The sequence below is a fragment of the Streptomyces sp. SYP-A7185 genome, from assembly GCF_046103685.1.
Classification (GTDB): Bacteria; Actinomycetota; Actinomycetes; order Streptomycetales; family Streptomycetaceae; genus Streptomyces.
This window is the reverse complement of the sequence record NZ_CP122310.1, coordinates 6,119,233-6,136,785: the sequence shown is the minus strand read 5'-3', so window position 1 is coordinate 6,136,785 and position 17,553 is coordinate 6,119,233. Positions and strand designations below refer to the sequence as shown.

The window sequence follows — 17,553 nt, the reverse complement described above, 5'->3', positions numbered from 1 at the left end:
TACCCCCAGCCTGTGGACAACGTTCCGCGACTGTTCGCCGAGGCGGGCATTCTGGCTGTCGACCGGTGGTGCGGACGGGAACGGCGCCACAGAAGCACGGGGGACGAAGACCATGTATCCGATCTTGAAACCGGCGTTGCGGCGCGGCTGGCGCGATCTGAACACGATCCAGTTCGGCGTGGCGCCCGCCCACGCCCTGGTGCTGGGTCCCGTCGACACGGCGACGGGCAGCTTCCTCCAGCTCCTGGACGGGACACGCGGGCTGCCGCTCCTGCGCGAGGAGGGCAAGCGGATGGGCCTGCCCGACGACCACGTGGACACGCTGGTGCGGCGGCTGTCCAGGGCCGGGCTCGTCGACGACGCGCGGGGCGGCGGCGAGGCGGCCGAGGCCCTACGCGAGCGGACGGCGGCCATGGACCGGCTGCGCCCGGACCTCGCCGGTCTTTCGGTGGTGACCCGCGAGCCGGGCGACGGGATGCGGCGGCTTGCGGCCCGCCGCGCGGGGCGGGTGCAGGTGCGGGGCGCGGGCCGGGTGGGAGCGGTGGTGGCCTCGGTCCTGTCGGGGGCGGGCGTGGGGCAGGTCGACGTGATGGAGGGCGGGGTCGTCGAACCCTGGGACGTGGCGCCGGGCGGGCTGCCCGCCGAAGCGGTCGGCGACCGCAGGGACACCGCGGCGCGGCGGGCGGTGCGGCAGTGGGCTCCGGACCGGCCGCCCCGCCGGGCCCGGGGAGAAGGCGAGGCGGGGCTGTCCCTCGTGATCCTCGCGCCGCGGGACGGGCTGGACGTCCACGCGCCCGATCCGCGCGCCGCCGAGGCACTCGTCACATCGGGGACCCCCCATCTCTACGCGGGGGTGATCGAGGGAACCGGAGTGGTGGGGCCGCTCGTCCTCCCGGGGACGACGGCCTGCGCGAACTGCCTGGCGCTTGGCCGCGCCGAGCGGGACCCGACCTGGCCGCGCATGCTGGCACAGTGGCGTTCAGGACGTGCCCGCCCGGTCCACGCCTGCGATCTGGCACTGTCGACCACGGTCGCCGGCCTCGCCGCGGCGCACGCCCTGGCCTTTCTGGACGGAGCGGCACCGGCGAGCGCGGGGGTCCGCTGGGAGGCGTCCGTGCCGGGATTCGACTGGCACGCACGGCCGGTGCCACCGCATCTCACGTGCCCGTGCGGGGCGGGTGTGATGGATAAGGGGGAACACCCCACCGGGGACGAAGAGCCGCACGACACAATGGCCGGGTAACCGCCTGCGAGGGCGTGGCTGTCTGGGACTTGGAGGGGCGCATGTCTGATCTTCCCCGGAAGGCGGTAACCCGAACCGCCAAATTGGCCGCGCTGCCACTCGGCTTCGCCGGGCGGGCGACCTGGGGGCTCGGGAAGCGGATCGGCGGCAAGTCGGCGGAGATCGTCGGCCGTGAGCTCCAGCAGCGCACGGCGGAGCAGCTGTTCAAGGTGCTCGGCGAGCTCAAGGGCGGGGCCATGAAGTTCGGCCAGGCCCTGTCGGTCTTCGAGTCGGCGCTGCCGGAGGAGGTCGCGGGGCCCTATCGCGCCGCGCTGACGAAGCTCCAGGAAGCGGCGCCGCCGATGCCGACGCGCACGGTGCATACCGTGCTCGCGGAGCGCCTGGGCGAGGACTGGCGCGAGTTGTTCCTGGAATTCGAGGACAAGCCGGCCGCGGCCGCCTCGATAGGCCAGGTCCACCGCGCGGTGTGGGCGGACGGTCGCGAGGTCGCGGTCAAGGTGCAGTATCCGGGGGCGGGCGAGGCGCTGCTCTCGGACCTGAACCAACTCAGCCGGTTCGCCAAGCTGCTCGGACCGCTGATCCCGGGCATGGACATCAAGCCGCTCATCGCCGAGCTGCGCGACCGCGTCTCCGAGGAGCTCGACTACGGCCTGGAGGCCCAGGCCCAGCGCGCGCACGCCGAGGAGTTCGCGGACGATCCGGACGTCGTGGTGCCGGGCGTGGTGCACCAGTGCGATCAGGTCCTGGTGACCGAGTGGATGGACGGGACGCCGCTCTCGGACATCATCGCGGACGGCACCCAGGAGCAGCGGGACCGGGCGGGACAGCTCCTCGCCCGTTTCCTCTTCTCGGGTCCGGCGCGCACCGGCCTGCTGCACGCCGACCCGCATCCGGGCAACTTCCGCCTCGTGCCGGACGAGAAGGACGGCTGGCGGCTCGGGGTCCTCGACTTCGGCACGGTCGACCGGCTGCCCGGCGGGCTCCCCCCGACCATCGGCCGCTCCCTGCGGATGACGCTGGACGGCGAGGCCGACGCGGTCTACGCGATGCTGCGCGAGGAGGACTTCGTCCAGGAGTCCGTGGAGCTCGAACCGGACGCGGTGCTCGACTATCTGCTGCCGATCATCGAGCCGATGCTGGTGGAGGAGTTCACCTTCACTCGCGGCTGGATGCGCGGCCAGGCGGCGCGGGTGGCCGATCCCCGCTCCCCCGCCTATCAGCTGGGCAAGCGGCTGAACCTCCCGCCGTCGTATCTGCTGATCCACCGTGTGACGTTGAGCACGATCGGGGTGCTCTGTCAGCTCGGGGCGACCGTGCGGATGCGGGAGGAGCTGGAGGAGTGGCTGCCGGGCTTCCTGGAGGAGGAGCCGGACGGTCACGAAGAACAGGAAGAGCTGGAGGCGGACGACCCGGCGGCCGGAGCCTGAGGCTCACCACCGGGTGGCTTGAGGCTCACCACCGGGTGGGCCTGAGGCTCACCACCAGGGGGAGTCGAGGCGGCCCTCGATGGCTCTGAGGTTCTCGCGGGCGCAGGAGTCGCAGAAATAGCGACGCACGCCGTTCTCCACGGAGCAGGTCCAGGTGGGCGGCGTGCCTTCGGCGACCGTGCCGCAGCGGGAACACACGAGTTGCTCGGCATTCTCGCTGCCCGCGGGCTGAGGAGTCTGCTGGTCCACCCTGCGACCCTATCGCCGCTCCCGGGGGTTCGCAGGGCACAACGCACCGCGGGGGCCGGTCCGTTCGGACCGGCCCCCGCGGGCATCGTGGTGAAGCTCGTCGGTCGCGTCAGCGTGTGGGCCGACGCGTCACTGCATGACGGCGAGGGCGAGCGCGCGCCGGGCACGCAGCGACGCGCGCTCGGCGCGGCGCTGCATCCGACGGGCCGCCATCAGACGGACGGCGGGGCGCTGGGCCTCGGCCTCCCGCATGCGTTCGTGCATATGCGCACGAGCCATGGCTTCTGGGATGAGTTGCATCTCGCGGGTCCTGTTCTGACGCGAGTCGTTCGCGCCGGTGGTGGTGAAGTCCGGGGTGGCGGAGCCTGCGGGCTCGGCGGTGGCTGCCTTCATCGGGGCCTGCTTCTTGGGGTCGTGCGTCAGGGGGCGATCGATGGTTCCGGCGGTGTTCATGCGGCGACCGGGTTCTTGCGCGGACGCCCACGCGGACGCTTGCGGGCCACGACGACACCCTGGACGAAGAGCTCGCCGCCCCAGACGCCCCACGGCTCACGCCGCTCCTTGGCGCCGGCGAGGCAGGCCTCCATCAGCGGGCAGGTGCGGCAGAGCGACTTGGCGTACTCGACGTCGGCGGGCGACTCGGCGAAGAAGACCTCGGGGTCGTAGGCACGGCAGGGAACGGGTACGCCGAGGTTCTCGATGGCGTCGTCGAGCGCGGTGAGCGCGGTGAGGGGAGTCAAGGTCGGGTCCTCCGTGGGAGCGGGCGGCGGGAGAGTCTCTGAAGGCGGTACGGACGGGGCGTGCGCTTCGAGTTGCACGGTGGTGTTTTCCTCGTCTGGTCGTGCCGGCCTGGGTCGGCCGGTTGGCGGCTGGTACCGGGTCTTGCTCGGCCCCTTCGCTCCGTCATCCCGTTTTGGGGAAAACAGAAGGGCCGCGGATCCCGGGTGGGGTTCCGCGGCCCTGAAGGCGCCGGTCTGATCGAGGATCAGACTGGATCACTCCAGGGTTCGAGCCCACGGAAGGCCCACATCGTGTGGTGCTGGTGCTGCGTCGTCTGCTTCTTGGATCCGGCACCGGCGGCGGCAAAGGCATAGGCCTGCGCCTGAGCCGTCACTACTGCTTCCGGTGCCTTGGTCGCTCGCTCGCTGCCTTCATTGACCTCACGCATCGGAAGCACGGCGACAGCGGTACCGAGGGTGCGCGGGCGGGCCAGAGGCAGGACGGAGGACTCCGGACGGACGGCGGCGGCAGCAATGCCACCGGACAGACCGGTGCCCAGGTTCGAGAAGCCGAGCAGGCAGGAAGCGACGACCGAGCGATCGGTCATTTTCGCGGTGCTGATGAAGCTCTTGTTGATGCTGATCACTGGAATCGCCTCCTCTCGGCGTCTATGGGATCGGCCGGGACCGATCCTGCGGGCTATTAAGTACAGCACGGGGCGAGGGCTTCGGAGAAGCCGCCGTTCCCGTGCTTAAGAACCTATGGGTCTTCCTTGCGCATGCGCAAACTATTTTTTCGACGAGTTTGAATCAGTCGACATCGGCGCCCCTTACACGCTCCTCACCTGCACAAATGGCGAGGACATCGGAGCCGAAGCGATTCAGCTTGCGGACGCCGACGCCGGGAATGCGGGCCAGCTCGCCCTCCTCGTCCGGCGAGGCCTCCGCGATGGCCATCAGGGTCTTGTCCGTGAACACGCAGAAGGCGGGCTGTCCCAGGAGCTCGGCCTGGCCCTCGCGCCACTCCCGCAGGCGTTCGTACAGCCCCTCGTCCATGTCGGACGGGCAGTCCTCGCACCGCATCAGCTTCATCTCGCCCGCGTCGGTCAGGGACCGCCCGCAGACCCGGCAGCGGGCCGGTGACCTGCTCGTCCTCCGGCGGCTGCGGGGGCCGGGGCTCTCCTCGCCGCCGGTGCCGCGCTCCACGCCGCCGGGACCGCCGCCCGCCGCGCGCGCCCCGCTGCCCGCGCCCGAGCCGGGCCGCAGCCCGTCGAGGAAGCGGCTGGGGCGGCGTCCGCCGCGGCCGCCCGGGGAGCGGGACAGGGCCCAGGACAGGGAGAGGTGGACACGGGCCCGGGTGACGCCCACGTACAGGAGGCGGCGCTCCTCCTCCACCTGCTCGTCGGTCTTGGCGTACGTGATCGGCATCATGCCCTCGGCGAGACCTACCAGGAAGACGGCGTCCCACTCCAGGCCCTTGGCGGCGTGCAGCGAGGCGAGCGTGACGCCCTCGACGGTCGGCGCGTGCTGGGCGCTCGCGCGCTCGTCCAGCTCCCCCACGAGGTCCGACAGCGTCGCGTCGGGCTTGGCCCGCGCGAAGTCCTCGGCAAGGCGCACCAGGGCCGCCAGGGACTCCCAGCGGTCGCGGGCCGCGCCGGAGCCCGCGGGGGGCTGGGTCGTCCAGCCCTTCGTGGACAGGACGGCCCGCACCTGCGAGGGCAGGTCGACGACGTCGTCGAGGAGGGAGTCGTTGCCCCCGAAGCGGGCCGCGCCGCGCAGGGCCGCGCCCGCCTCCCTGACCTCGGTGCGCTCGAAGAACCGCTCGGCGCCCCGCAGCTGATAGGCCACACCGGCGTCGGCGAGGGCTTGTTCATAGATCTCGGACTGGGAGTTCGTGCGGAAGAGGACCGCGATCTCGCTCGCCGGGACGCCGTCGGCGATGAGGGCGCGGATGCGGCGGGCGGCGCCTTCGGCCTCGGCGGGCTCGTCCGCATACTCCGTGTAGAAGGGTTCGGCTCCGGCTTCGCGCTGGGAGATCAGCTCCAAGCGGTGGTCGGCGGCGCGGCCACGGGCCTGGGAGAGCAGGCCGTTGGCGAGGTGGACGACCTGGGGCGTGGAGCGGTAGTCCCGGACGAGCTTGACGACCGTCGCCCCGGGGTGGCGGGTGCGGAAGTTCAGCAGGTGGTCGGGGGTCGCGCCGGTGAAGGAGTAGATCGTCTGGCTGGCGTCGCCGACGACGCAGAGGCTGTCGCGGTCGCCGAGCCACAGCTCCAGGAGGCGCTGCTGGAGGGGGCTGACGTCCTGGTACTCGTCGACCACGAAGTGCTGGTACTGGGCGCGGACCTGGTCGGCGATGTCGTGCCGGTCCTGGAGGATGCCGACGGCCAGGAGCAGGACGTCCTCGAAGTCGATGACCGAACGATCGCGCTTGAGGTCTTCGTACGCGCCGTAGATCTGGGCGATCTCCGCCGCGTCCCGGGGGATGAGGCGGCCGGACTTCGCGGCGGCGGCGGCGTAGTCCGCGGGGACGGTCTGGGTGACCTTGGACCACTCGATCTCGCTCGTCACGTCCCGCAGTTCGTTGCGGTCCAGGCGGATGCGGGAGGCGGCCGCGGCGTCCGCGACGAGTTTGATCTTGCGGTCGACGATCCGGGGCAGCTGGCCGCCGACCGCCTTGGGCCAGAAGAACTGGAGCTGGCGCAGGGCCGCGGAGTGGAACGTGCGCGCCTGGACCCCGGAGGCGCCGAGCTGGCGCAGGCGGCCGCGCATCTCGCCCGCCGCGCGGTTGGTGAACGTGACGGCGAGCACGCTGGCCGGCTGGAGGATGCCGGCCCGCACGCCGTAGGCGATCCGGTGGGTGATCGCGCGGGTCTTTCCCGTGCCCGCGCCCGCCAGGACACACACCGGCCCGTGCAGGGCGGTGGCCACCTCGCGCTGCTCGGGGTCGAGCCCGGCGAGCACCGCGTCGGCAGAGTCCGGGACCTGCGGGAAGAGGGTGGAGCGCGTTGCTGCTGTCACCCCGCCATGCTGCCAGGTCGCCGGAGGCGCGTGAGCACGGTTGTCCACAGGGAGGCGGGTGCAGTCGTACTAATACGGGAATGGTGGCCGGGTCACGTACGTTCTGGTCATTGCGATGACGCACCCCGAGCAGCAAAGGAGCGCGAGACACATGCCGGGCACTGTGACGATGTACAGCACCACGTGGTGCGGCTACTGCCGCAGGCTGAAGAGCCAGATGGACCGCGAGGGCATCACGTACAACGAGATCAACATTGAGCACGACCCGGATTCCGCGGCCTTCGTGGAGAAGGCGAACGGCGGGAACCAGACGGTCCCGACCTTGCTGGTCGTCTCCGACGCGGGCACCGAGTCCGTGATGACGAACCCGAGCCTCGCCCAGGTGAAGCAGGCCATCGCCGCCTGAGTCTCCCGCTCCACCGCGAAGACCCCCGCACCTCAGGGTGCGGGGGTCTTCTGCGTCCGCGTGCCGCGGGGGACGGCGTGCGGCGGGGCTCAGCCGACGCTGCCCGGCTTCGGCAGGGGCTTTCCGTACCAGAGTTCGATCAGCCGGGCCGCGATCGAGATCCCGTAGGGCGGCAGGACCTCTCCGGACTCGAACGCCGCCCGCAGGTCCTCCCGGGAGAACCAGCGGGCCTCCTCGATCTCCTCGCCGTCGACGTTGATCTCCGAAGAGGTCGCCGACGCCATGAAGCCCAGCATGAGGCTGGAGGGGAACGGCCAGGGCTGGCTGGCGACGTACTCGACGGCGCCGACCGTCACGCCGGCCTCCTCCCAGACCTCGCGGCGCACGGACTGCTCGATGGACTCGCCGGGCTCGACGAAGCCCGCGAGGGTCGAGAAGCGGCCTTCGGGCCAGTGCACCTGGCGGCCGAGCAGGAGGCGGTCCTCGTCGTCCGTGACCGCCATGATCACGGCCGGGTCCGTCCGCGGGTAGTGCTCGGCGCCGCACGCCTGGCAGCGGCGGATGTGGCCGGCCGCCGCGATGACGGTGCGCTCGCCGCAGCGCGAGCAGAAGCGGTGCAGGCGCTGCCAGTTCTCCAGGGCCACGGCGTGCACCATCAGGCCCGCGTCGCGGGGCGACAGGAGCAGGCCCGCCTCGCGCAGGCCCGCGGGGCGCGCCTGCTGGTCCATGCGGCCCGGCAGGGAGTCCTTCTGGAGCGCGAAGTAGCTGACGCCGTCGTCGTCCGTGCCCAGGAAGTAGCGGTGGGCCTCGGTGAGGGGTGCCTCAAAGGACGGGGTCATCACCAGTTCGGTGGTGCCGTCCGGCGTCTCGTCGATGAGGACCTGGCCGCCGGAGACCACGAAGACCCGTGTCGTGGGGTGGCTCCAGGCGGCGGCGAGCCAGGCCTCGTCGAGGCGGTGGTGGGCCGCGCGGTCGATGCCGCTCGGTGCGGTGAGCGAGACGGGACGATCAGCGGTGCGGTCGGTCCAGGTGGTCACAGGTGCTTCCAACTCCCCCGATGGAATGGGTGGTTCAGCAAGGTCGTCAAGGCGGGGCTCAGTGTGCCGCGCGCCAGTGCTCGGCGAGATCGCCCCACAGGTAGGCCGTCGTCTCGACTCCCTTGAGGAGCAGGTCGATCTCGACCTTCTCGTTCGGCGCGTGCCAGCCGTCGGACGGCACGGAGATGCCCAGGAAGAGCACGGGGGCGGCGAGCACGTCCTGGAGGTCGGCCGCCGGTCCCGAACCGCCCTCGCGGGTGAAGCGGATCGGCTGCTCGAACGCCTGCCCCATCGCCCGTACGACGGACTGGAGGGCGGGGTGGTCGAGCGGCGTCAGGCACGGGCGCGTGGCGGCGCCGAAGGTGATCGTGTGGCTGATCCCGGCCGGCAGCTGGTCGGCGACCCAGGTGCGCACGGCGTCCTCGACGCGGTCGGGGTCCTGGCCCGCGACCAGCCGGAAGGACAGCTTCAGGAGGGCGGACGACGGAATGATCGTCTTGCCGCCCGCTCCCTGGTAGCCGCCGCCGATGCCGTTCACCTCGGCGGTGGGGCGGGCCCAGATGCGCTCCAGGGTGGTGTGGCCCGCCTCTCCGTGGGTCGCGTGCGACTTGGCCGTACGCAGCCAGCGCTCCTCGTCGAAGGGCAGCTCGGCGAAGAGTTCGCGCTCGCGGTCGGTGAGTTCGGTGATGCCCTCGTAGAAGCCGGGGACGGCCACGCGCGCGTGCTCGTCGTGCAGCGCGGCGACGAGACGGGCGGCGGCGGTCGCCGGGTTCGGCACCGCGCCGCCGAAGGAGCCCGAGTGGATGTCCTGGTCGGGGCCGCGCAGCTCGATCTCGCAGTCGGCGAGGCCGCGCATGCCGGTGCAGACCGTGGGGGTGTCCTCCGCCCACATGCCGGTGTCCGAGACGATCACCGCGTCGGCCGCGATGCGCTCCTTGTGCTCCTCGATCAGCGCGCGGAAGTGCGGGGAGCCCGACTCCTCCTCGCCCTCGATCAGGAGCTTCAGGTTCACCGCGGGGGCGCTGCGGCCGGTGGCGGCGAGGTGGGCGCGGACGCCGAGTGTGTGGAAGAACACCTGGCCCTTGTCGTCGGCGGCACCGCGCGCGTAGAGGCGATTGCCCTGGACGACGGGCTCGAAGGGGTCCGTGTGCCAGCCGTCCTCGCGGGCCGCGGGCTGCACGTCGTGGTGGCCGTAGACGAGGACCGTGGGCGCCTTTGGGTCCCCGGAAGGCCACTCGGCGAAGACGGCGGGAGCGCCGGGCGTCTGCCAGACCTCGGCGGTCGGGAAGCCGGTCTCCTTGAGGCGTGCGGCGAGCCAGTCCGCGCTGCGCCGCACGTCCGGCGCGTGGTCGGGCTGTACCGACACCGAGGGGATGCGCAGCCACTCGGCGAGGTCGTCGAGGAAGGCGGCACGGTGGGACTGAATGTACGTACGAACGGCGCTGACGCCACTGACGTCACTGTCAACGGACTGGCTCATGGTCACGAGCCTAGCCGCCTCCGGGAGCCGGTCACGCCGGTGGTTCGTCACCCGGACGCCCGCCCGGTTCCTCCAGCAGGATCCGCTCCAGCTCGGCCCGGCCGGGCAGGTGCGCGGGGCGCGAGGTCTCGCCGCTGCGCACGTACAGGAACGAGGCCTTCACGGACTCCGGGGGCAGATCGTGCAGCTCGGCCCAGGCCAGACGGTAGACGGCGAGCTGGAGGGGGTCGGCGGTGCGGGTGCGGCTCGTCTTCCAGTCGACGATCTCGTACGTCACGTCGTCGCCGTCCACCTCCTTGTAGACCGCGTCGATGCGGCCGCGGACGACGCGGCCGGCGAGCGTCAGCTGGAAGGGCACCTCGACGCGGTGCGGGGAGCGGTGGGCGTACTCGGTGCGCTCGAAGGCCTCCTTGAGCGCCTCCAGGTCGCGTTCGTCGGCGATCTCGGCCTCGCCCGGACCGCCGCCCGGCAGGTCCTCGGGGGCGAGCAGCGGGAGGCGCAGCTCCTCGAAGCGGGTCTCGATCCAGGCGTGGAAGCGGGTGCCGCGCCGGGCCGCGGGCTGCGGCGGGCGCGGCATGGGGCGCGCGAGTTCCTGCGCGAAGCCCTCCGGGTCGGCGGCGAGACGCAGCACCTCGGACGCGGTGAGCGACGCGGGTACGGGGATGTCCCTGACCGCCTCGCGGGCGCGCAGGAGCTCGCCGGTGAGGGCGTCCAGGTCGCGGTCCCAGGAGGCGAGCGTGCGGGCCTCCTCCGGGGTGAGGCGGGGGCGCTCCGGGGCGGGCCCGGGCGGGTGGGGCAGCGCCTCGGGCTCGGGGGCCTGGTGCGGGACGGGGGCCTGGTGCGGATCTGCTCCGGGGGCGGTGGGCGGGTGCACGCGCGCGTGGGGCAGCGCGGGGCGCTCCTGGGCCAGGGCGTCCCAGTCCTCCGGGGTGACGTCCGGCACTTCGCCCTCTTCGAAGGGCGGCTCCTCGTCCTCGGGAGGGGGCGGCCAGTCCGGGTCCTCGGCCGGGGGCACGTCGTCGTACGCCGAGGGGTGGGGCTCCTCGTGCGAGCGGGCGTCGTCCGGCGGGCCCTGCCCCGTAAGGAGGTCCAGATGCGTCAGGACCGTCTGCGCGGCGGCCCTGCGGCGGGCCAGGGAGGCGTCGTCCAGCGGCAGCGGCCACGCGTGCTCGGCGGCGCCCTTCGCGAGGGCGGGGTTCTCCTCGTCCTCCTCCGGTTCGTCCGCCCAGGCCTCGATCTCGCCGTGGCCCAGCACGCAGTGGTCGTACAGCGCGCGGAGGAAGTCCGAGGGGCCGCGCGGCTTCTTCTGCGAGGGGCCCCACCAGTGGCCGGAGCCCAGGAGCAGCGAGCGGGGGCGCGTGAACGTCACGTAGCCCAGGCGGAGCTCCTCCGTGCGCTGGTGCTCCTTCATGTCCTCGTGGAACGCCTTCATGGACCGGGCGTCCCACGCCTCGATGTCGGGCAGGGTCGCCGCGTCCCCGCGCAGCGCGTGCGGGACGACCTTGCCCTGGGCCGTCCACTTCTCGCGGCCCTGGGTGCTGGGGAACGTCCCGGTGACCAGGCCGGGGACGGCCACGACGTCCCACTCCAGGCCCTTCGACTTGTGGGCGGTGAGCACCTTGACCGTGTTCTCGCCGCCGGGCAGGGCGTTGTCCAGGCCCTTCTCGTACTGCGCGGCCGTCCGCAGGAAGGCGAGGAAGGCCAGCAGGCTCGCCCCGCCGTCGTTCGCGGCGAAGGACGCGGCGACGTCCAGGAAGTTCGAGAGGGTCTCGCGGCGGCGGGCCGCCAGGGCGTGCGGCGACGCGGAGAGCTCGACCTCCAGGCCCGTGACGGCGAGCACGCGGTGCAGCACGTCCATCAGCGGGTCGGCGAGCGAGCGGCGCAGGTCGCGCAGTTCGGCAGCGAGACGGGCGAACCGCACCCGTGCCTCCGGCGAGAAGGGCAGCCCGTCGTCCTCCGCGTCCCCCTCCAGGGGCGTCTCCAGGAACGTGTCGAGCGCGTCCGCGAGCGATATCACCTCGGCGGGGTCGACCCCCTCGACCGCTTCGGCGAGCCGCCGGTCCGGGTCGTCGCCCGGGGCCGCACGCCCGTGCCGTACGAGAAGGCGGGCGCGGCGGCCCAGGAGGGCGAGGTCGCGCGGGCCGATGCGCCAGCGCGGGCCGGTCAGCAGGCGCACCAAGGAGGCGTTGGCGCCCGGGTCTTGGAGCACCTCGCAGACGGCGACCAGGTCGGCGACCTCGGGCAGGTGCAGGAGCCCGGAGAGGCCGACGACCTCCACGGGGACGTCGCGGGCGACCAGGGCGCCCTGGATCTGCGCGAAGTCCGTCGCCGTGCGGCACAGGACCGCGATCTCGCCGGGGGCCTTGCCGGTGCGCACGAGGTGCGCGATCGAGTCGGCGATCCAGTCGATCTCCTCGGCGTGCGTCCGCAGCAGGGCGCAGCGCACCATGCCGTCGCGCTCGGCGCCGGGCGCGGGCCGCAGGGCCTCCACGCCCGCGTGCATCGCGCGCAGCGGCTCCGCGAGGCCGTTCGCCAGGTCCAGGAGGCGGCCGCCGCTGCGGCGGTTCTCGCTGAGCGCGTGGCGGGCCGCGGGGCGTCCGTCGGCGTGCGCGAAGTGCTCGGGGAAGTCGTCGAGGTTCGCCACGGAGGCGCCGCGCCAGCCGTAGATCGCCTGGCAGGGGTCGCCGACCGCCGTCACCGGGTGGCCCGTGCCGCCTCCGAAGAGGCCCGCGAGGAGGATGCGCTGGGCCACCGACGTGTCCTGGTACTCGTCGAGCAGGACGACGCGGAACTCCTCGCGCAGGATCTCGCCGACCTCCGCGCGGGTGCGGGCGAGGGTCGCGGACAGGGCGATCTGGTCGCCGAAGTCGAGGAGGTCGCGGGAGCGCTTCGCCTCCCTGTAGCGGCCCACCAGATCGGCCAGTTCGAGCCGGGCCGCCGCCGTCTCGGGCACCTTGCGCAGGTCGGCGTTGGAGAGCTTGGCGCCCTCCAGGGCGCGCAGCAGCTCGGTGTCGTACGCGCGGAGCCTTTCGGGCCGTACGAGATGTTCCGCGAGCTCGCCGTCGAGCGTAAGGAGGTCGCTGACGAGGTCGGGGAAGGAGCGGGTCAGCGCGGGATAGGGGCCCGGTGCCTCGCGCAGCACGCGCGCGGCGAGCTGGAAGCGGGTGGCGTCGGCGAGCAGCCGGGCGGTGGGTTCGAGCCCTATGCGCAGCCCGTGGTCGGTCAGGAGGCGGCCCGCGAAGGCGTGGTACGTGGAGATGACCGGCTCGCCCGGCGGGTGGTCCGGGTCCAGGGCCTCGGGGTCGGTGACCCCGGCCTTGACGAGGGCCTGGCGCACCCGCTCGGCCAGCTCACCGGCCGCCTTGTTCGTGAACGTCAGGCCGAGGACCTGCTCGGGGGCGACCTGCCCGGTGCCGACCAGCCAGACCACGCGGGCCGCCATCACCGTCGTCTTGCCCGACCCGGCTCCGGCCACGATCACCTGCGGGGCGGGCGGCGCGGTGATGCAGGCCGTCTGCTCCGGGGTGAACGGGATGCCGAGGAGCTCTTTGAGCTGCTCGGGGTCGGTGATACGAGGTGGCACGTCAGAGAGGCTAGCGGCGGCCACCGACAATCGGGGCATGCCCGGTCGCCGGTGACCGCCGTCGCCTCGTGCGTCAGGACTTCATGAGCTCTTCCATGTCCATGATCTCGCTCGACGCCGGCGCCTTGACGGTGACGGTCTTGCCGTAGTCGGAGAAGTGCATCGTCCCCGGGTCCTCCTTGCCGGAGGTGACGACCTTCAGGAAGTACGGCTTGCCCTCGGCGGCGACGTAGAAGGTGGTCTTCTTGCCCGCGTCGTCCTTCGTGAGGACGGCCGCCTTCTTGCCGTCCACCTCGGAGTCCTTCTCGCGCTTGAGCTTCTTCAGCTCCTTGGACCGGAACATGGCGTCGGCGTCACAGACGCCCTCGCCCTTGGCGTTCGGCGTCTTCACCCACTTGTCCTCGAGCTTGAGGGTCGCGGCCTGACCGCTGCCGCCCATGGCGTCCTTCCAGAACGCCTCGTCGCCCTTCATGTACTGGTTGTCGCCCGAGACGAGCAGCTCGGCGACGCCACCCTTGCCGCCGTCCATCTTGCCCTTGCAGTCACCGGACTTGGCGACCGAGAAGTCGACCTTGACCGTCTTGGCGTCCTGCTTGCCCTCGCCGGACACCCGGAAGGAGCCCGCGCCCTTGGACGCGTCGGCCGCCTTCTTGGCGATCTTGTCGGCACTCATGCCGTCGAACGGGTCCTTCTCCTCGCTGGAGCAGCCCGTCACGCCGACGAACACGGCGGCGCATGCGACTGCCGCGGTCAGGAGCTTCCGGTTGGCTGCCATGTCTGTATCTCCTAGGGAAGGTGCACGATCGGAGGTCCACTGGTGCACAAATCAGCTTTACCGAGACTTTAGATGGCCTGTGAGGCTGCTATGAACGCACGTGCCGTGACGTGAGCTTGGCCACCAACCGCACGGGTGGCGCACACGTCAGTCCACGACCTGCCGGCCCTCCGGGCGGGCGCTGCACGAGGCGCGGAACGCGCAGTGGGTGCAGTGCTGTCCCGTGGTCGGCGAGAAGCGTTCGTCCAGCACCTTGCCGGCCGCGGTGGCGAGCAGGTCGCCCACCCAGTCCCCCGAAAGGGGCTCCTGGGCCTGCACCTTGGGGAGGATCTCGCCGCCGTCCTTCTTGGCGGCCCCCTGACGCAGCTGCACCAGTTCCGCGCCGCCCGCCTCCGGGCGTTCGCCCCCGAAGACGTCGTCGACCGCGCCTTCGCGCAGGGCGAGCTGGTAGACGGCGAGCTGCGGGTGGCGGGCGACCTCGGCGGCGCTGGGGGTCTGCTTGCCCGTCTTGAAGTCGACCACGTACGCGCGCCCGTGCGCGTCCTGCTCGACGCGGTCCATGGAGCCGCGGACGCGTACTTCGTAGGGGCCCGCTTCGAGGGTCACGTCGAAGTCGTGCTCGCTGCTGACGGGGGTGCGGGCCGCGCGGTCCATCACGTGCCACTGGAGGAAGCGTTCGAGCGCCACGCGCGCGTGGCCCTTCTCCTGCTCCGACTTCCAGGGGGCGTCGAAGGCCAGCGCGTCCCAGACCGAGTCGAGGCGCTCCATGAGGACGGCGAGGTCGGCGGGTGTCCTGCCGGACGCGACCTCGTCGGCCAGGACGTGCACCACGTTGCCGAAGCCCTGGGCGGCGGTCGCCGGGGCGTCCGCCTTCACCTCGCGGCCCAGGAACCACTGGAGGGAGCAGGTGTTGGCGAGCTGGTCCAGGGCGCTTCCGGAGAGGACGACGGGCTTGTCGCGGTCCCTGAGGGGGACCTCGCTCGCCGTCGGCTCGTACATCCCCCACCAGCGGTACGGGTGCGCCGAGGGCACGAGCGGCCGCCCGTCGGCGTCGCTGAGCGCGGCGAGCCGGGCCAGGCGCTGGGCCGCGGCCTCCCGCAGCGGCGGGGAGACCCGGGGGTCGACGGTGGTGGAGCGCAGCTCGGCGACGAGCGCGGAGACGGACAGGGGGCGGCGGGGGCGGCCCGTGACGTCCTTGGGTTCGACGCCGAGTTCGGTGAGGAAGCGGGAGGGCTGGTCGCCGTCGTCCGCGGGCGCCTTGACGGCGGTGACGACGAGGCGTTCACGCGCGCGTGTGGCGGCCACGTAGAACAGCCGGCGCTCTTCGGCGAGGAGCGCTCCGGGGGTGAGGGGTTCGGCGAGGCCGTCGCTTCCGATGCGGTCGGCCTCCAGGAGGGAGCCGCGGCGGCGCAGGTCGGGCCAGAGGCCCTCCTGGACGCCGGCGACCACCACGAGCCGCCACTCCAGGCCCTTGGAGCGGTGCGCCGTCATCAGGCGTACGGCGTCGGGGCGTACCGCCCTGCGCGTGAGGGTGTCGGCGGCGATGTCCTGCGCCTCGGTCTCCTCCAGGAAGTTGAGGGCGCCGCGGCCCCCGGTGCGTTCCTCGGCGCGGGAGGCGTACGCGAACAGGGCGCAGACCGCGTCGAGGTCCCGGTCCGCGTTGCGTCCCGCGGCGCCGCCCCGGCGCGCGGTCCGCTCCAGGCGGCGCGGCCACGGGGTGCCGTCCCACAGCTCCCAGAGGGCCTCCTCGGCGGTGCCGCCGCCCGCGAGCCGCTCGCGGGCCTTGCGCAGCAGCGCGCCGAGCCGCTGGGCGCCTCGGGCGTACGCGGGGTCGTGCGCGACGAGCCGCTCCGGCTCGGCCAGCGCGCGGGCCAGCAGCTCGTCGGAGGGCGCGGGCAGATGATTGCCCGCGGCCCGCTCCTCCGCGCGAAGGGCCCGCCCGAGCCGCCGCAGATCGGCGGCGTCCATCCCGGCGAGGGGCGAGGCGAGAAGCGCCAAGGCGGTCTCGGTACCGAGCCAGACGGGGGCGGGGGGCCCGGGGGGCGTGGTGGCTTCGGGCTGGGGCTCGGACTCGGGCTCGGGCTCGGACTGAGGCTCGGACTCGGGCTCGGACTCGGGCTCGGACTTGGACTCGGAGGGCGTGGAGGCTTCGGGCTCGGGCTCGGGCGCCGGGCCCTGGGACACCACCGCCTCCGCCACCGCCCTCAGTGCCGTCAGCAGAGGGGTCACCGCTGGTTCGTGGCGGAGGGCGATGTCGTCGCCGTCGATGTCCAGGGGGACGCCCGCCGCGGTGAGGCTGCGGCGGACCGCCGGGATCGTGTGGGCGCCCGCGCGGACCAGGACCGCCATCTCGCCCCAGGGGACGCCGTCCTCCAGATGCGCGCGGCGCAGGATGTCCGCGATGTTGTCGAGCTCGGCGCCGGACGTCGGATAGGTGTACGCCTCCACCCGGCCGCCGTCCCTGACCGCGGCCAGCTCCCTGTGGGCCCGTACCTTCTCGGCGGGCAGCCGGGTCAGCGGCATCCGCCGGGTGAGCAGGCGGGTGGCGGCCAGCAGGCCGGCGCCCGACCTGCGGGACGTCGTGAGGACCTCCACCGGCGCCGGGGTGCCGTCCGCGCGCGGGAAGTCGGAAGGGAACTCCAGGATGCCGTTCACGTCGGCGCCGCGGAAGGTGTAGATCGACTGGTCCGGGTCGCCGAACGCGACGAGGGAGCGCCCGCCCCCGGCCAGCGCGTGCAGCAGCCGCACCTGCGCGGGATCGGTGTCCTGGTACTCGTCGACGAACACGGCGTCGTACTGCGTGCCGAGCGCCCGCGCGACCTCGGGGCGGCGCGCGAGCAGGACCGCGCGGTGCACCAGTTCCGCGTAGTCGAGCACGCCCTGCATGTCGAGCACGTCCAGGTACTCCGCGAGGAACGCCGCGGCCGCGCGCCAGTCCGGGCGCCCCGCGCGGCGCGCGAAGGCGTCCAGGGCATCGGGCCCGAGCCCCAGTTCACGGCTCCGCGCGAGCACCGCGCGCACCTCGTCGGCGAAGCCCCGCGTCGTCAGACAGGCCCGCAGCTCGTCCGGCCAGCGGACGTGGGCGCGCCCCTCCCCCGCCAGGTCGATCTGGCCCGCGAGCAGCTCCCGTACCGCCACGTCCTGCTCGGGGCCCGAGAGCAGCCGGAGCGGCTCGACGAACAGGTCCGCGTCCTGGTGGGCGCGGATGAGGGCGTAGCAGAAGGAGTGGAAGGTCGTCGCCTGCGGCGCGTTGGCCGCGCCTATGCGCAGCGCCATGCGGTCGCGCAGCTCCACCGCGGCCTTGCGGCTGAACGTGAGGACGAGGACCCGCTCCGGCTCCGTGCCCTTCGCGATCCGCGCGGCGACGGACTCCACGAGCGTCGTCGTCTTGCCGGTGCCGGGCCCCGCGAGGACGAGCAGCGGACCGCCGGGGTGGTCAACCACCGCACGCTGACGTGCGTCAAGACGAGGGGGATCCACGCGGACCGGCGGGGTGCGCACCAGCCGATAGGCACCCTGGGTCCCCTGTCGCGCCTGGTGGTGCGACGGGTGCCGGGTGTGCCGGGCGGAAGAAGTGGAGCTCACGTGGGTCGCCGGTCCTGGTGGGGTTACGGAT

Annotated in this window: 13 protein-coding genes; 3 read left to right on the top strand and 10 right to left on the bottom strand. The window is 72.8% G+C overall.

The features are described from left to right. The first annotated feature begins 112 nt into the window (after nucleotides 1-112). Both QBL25_RS27040 and QBL25_RS27035 read left to right on the top strand, forming a co-directional pair. Nucleotides 113-1,243, top strand: a complete 1,131-nt coding sequence (locus tag QBL25_RS27040; protein ID WP_409059564.1) for a ThiF family adenylyltransferase — start codon at nucleotides 113-115, stop codon at nucleotides 1,241-1,243. 41 nt (nucleotides 1,244-1,284) lie between these two features. Continuing rightward, nucleotides 1,285-2,670 (top strand): ABC1 kinase family protein, encoded by a 1,386-nt coding sequence (locus tag QBL25_RS27035; protein ID WP_409059563.1) that lies wholly within the window; start codon nucleotides 1,285-1,287, stop codon nucleotides 2,668-2,670. A gap of 48 nt (nucleotides 2,671-2,718) precedes the next feature. Here the strand turns inward: QBL25_RS27035 and QBL25_RS27030 are convergent, their stop codons facing one another. The 5 genes from QBL25_RS27030 to QBL25_RS27010 form a co-directional block, all read right to left on the bottom strand. Beyond that, on the bottom strand, nucleotides 2,719-2,919 hold the full coding sequence (locus QBL25_RS27030; RefSeq protein WP_409059562.1) for a hypothetical protein: 201 nt from the start codon (nucleotides 2,917-2,919) through the stop codon (nucleotides 2,719-2,721). 129 nt (nucleotides 2,920-3,048) lie between these two features. After that, on the bottom strand, nucleotides 3,049-3,372 hold the full coding sequence (locus QBL25_RS27025) for a hypothetical protein (protein ID WP_409059561.1): 324 nt from the start codon (nucleotides 3,370-3,372) through the stop codon (nucleotides 3,049-3,051). Then, complete coding sequence (locus QBL25_RS27020) at nucleotides 3,369-3,737, bottom strand: WhiB family transcriptional regulator (protein WP_160507109.1); 369 nt, start codon at nucleotides 3,735-3,737, stop codon at nucleotides 3,369-3,371. Before QBL25_RS27020 ends, QBL25_RS27025 begins: the two co-directional genes overlap by 4 nt. A gap of 167 nt (nucleotides 3,738-3,904) precedes the next feature. Further along, a complete protein-coding gene (locus tag QBL25_RS27015; RefSeq protein WP_409059560.1) occupies nucleotides 3,905-4,285 on the bottom strand; it encodes a hypothetical protein in 381 nt (126 codons plus the stop codon). Nucleotides 4,286-4,448: 163 nt separating this feature from the next. Then, entirely contained in the window at nucleotides 4,449-6,656 is a 2,208-nt protein-coding gene (locus QBL25_RS27010; RefSeq protein ID WP_409059559.1) for an ATP-dependent DNA helicase UvrD2, read from the bottom strand. A gap of 151 nt (nucleotides 6,657-6,807) precedes the next feature. Here QBL25_RS27010 and QBL25_RS27005 point away from each other — a divergent pair, with 151 nt between their 5' ends. Continuing rightward, entirely contained in the window at nucleotides 6,808-7,062 is a 255-nt protein-coding gene (locus tag QBL25_RS27005; protein ID WP_409059558.1) for a glutaredoxin domain-containing protein, read from the top strand. A gap of 89 nt (nucleotides 7,063-7,151) precedes the next feature. On the opposite strand, the gene nudC is transcribed toward QBL25_RS27005, so the two are convergent. The 5 genes from nudC to QBL25_RS26980 form a co-directional block, all read right to left on the bottom strand. Next, nucleotides 7,152-8,099 carry an NAD(+) diphosphatase gene (gene nudC / locus QBL25_RS27000; protein WP_409059557.1) on the bottom strand — a complete coding sequence of 316 codons (948 nt, stop codon included), beginning with the start codon at nucleotides 8,097-8,099 and terminating at the stop codon, nucleotides 7,152-7,154. Between the two features lie 58 nt (nucleotides 8,100-8,157). Continuing rightward, a complete protein-coding gene (locus QBL25_RS26995) occupies nucleotides 8,158-9,579 on the bottom strand; it encodes a dipeptidase (protein ID WP_409059556.1) in 1,422 nt (473 codons plus the stop codon). 31 nt (nucleotides 9,580-9,610) lie between these two features. Continuing rightward, on the bottom strand, nucleotides 9,611-13,162 hold the full coding sequence (locus QBL25_RS26990; RefSeq protein WP_409059555.1) for a UvrD-helicase domain-containing protein: 3,552 nt from the start codon (nucleotides 13,160-13,162) through the stop codon (nucleotides 9,611-9,613). Between the two features lie 73 nt (nucleotides 13,163-13,235). Next, nucleotides 13,236-13,937 carry a hypothetical protein gene (locus QBL25_RS26985; RefSeq protein WP_409059554.1) on the bottom strand — a complete coding sequence of 234 codons (702 nt, stop codon included), beginning with the start codon at nucleotides 13,935-13,937 and terminating at the stop codon, nucleotides 13,236-13,238. Nucleotides 13,938-14,084: 147 nt separating this feature from the next. Then, the gene (locus tag QBL25_RS26980) at nucleotides 14,085-17,522 is read right to left on the bottom strand and encodes an ATP-dependent helicase (RefSeq protein WP_409059553.1); all 3,438 of its coding nucleotides are present in this window, start codon (nucleotides 17,520-17,522) and stop codon (nucleotides 14,085-14,087) included. Nucleotides 17,523-17,553: the final 31 nt, after the last annotated feature.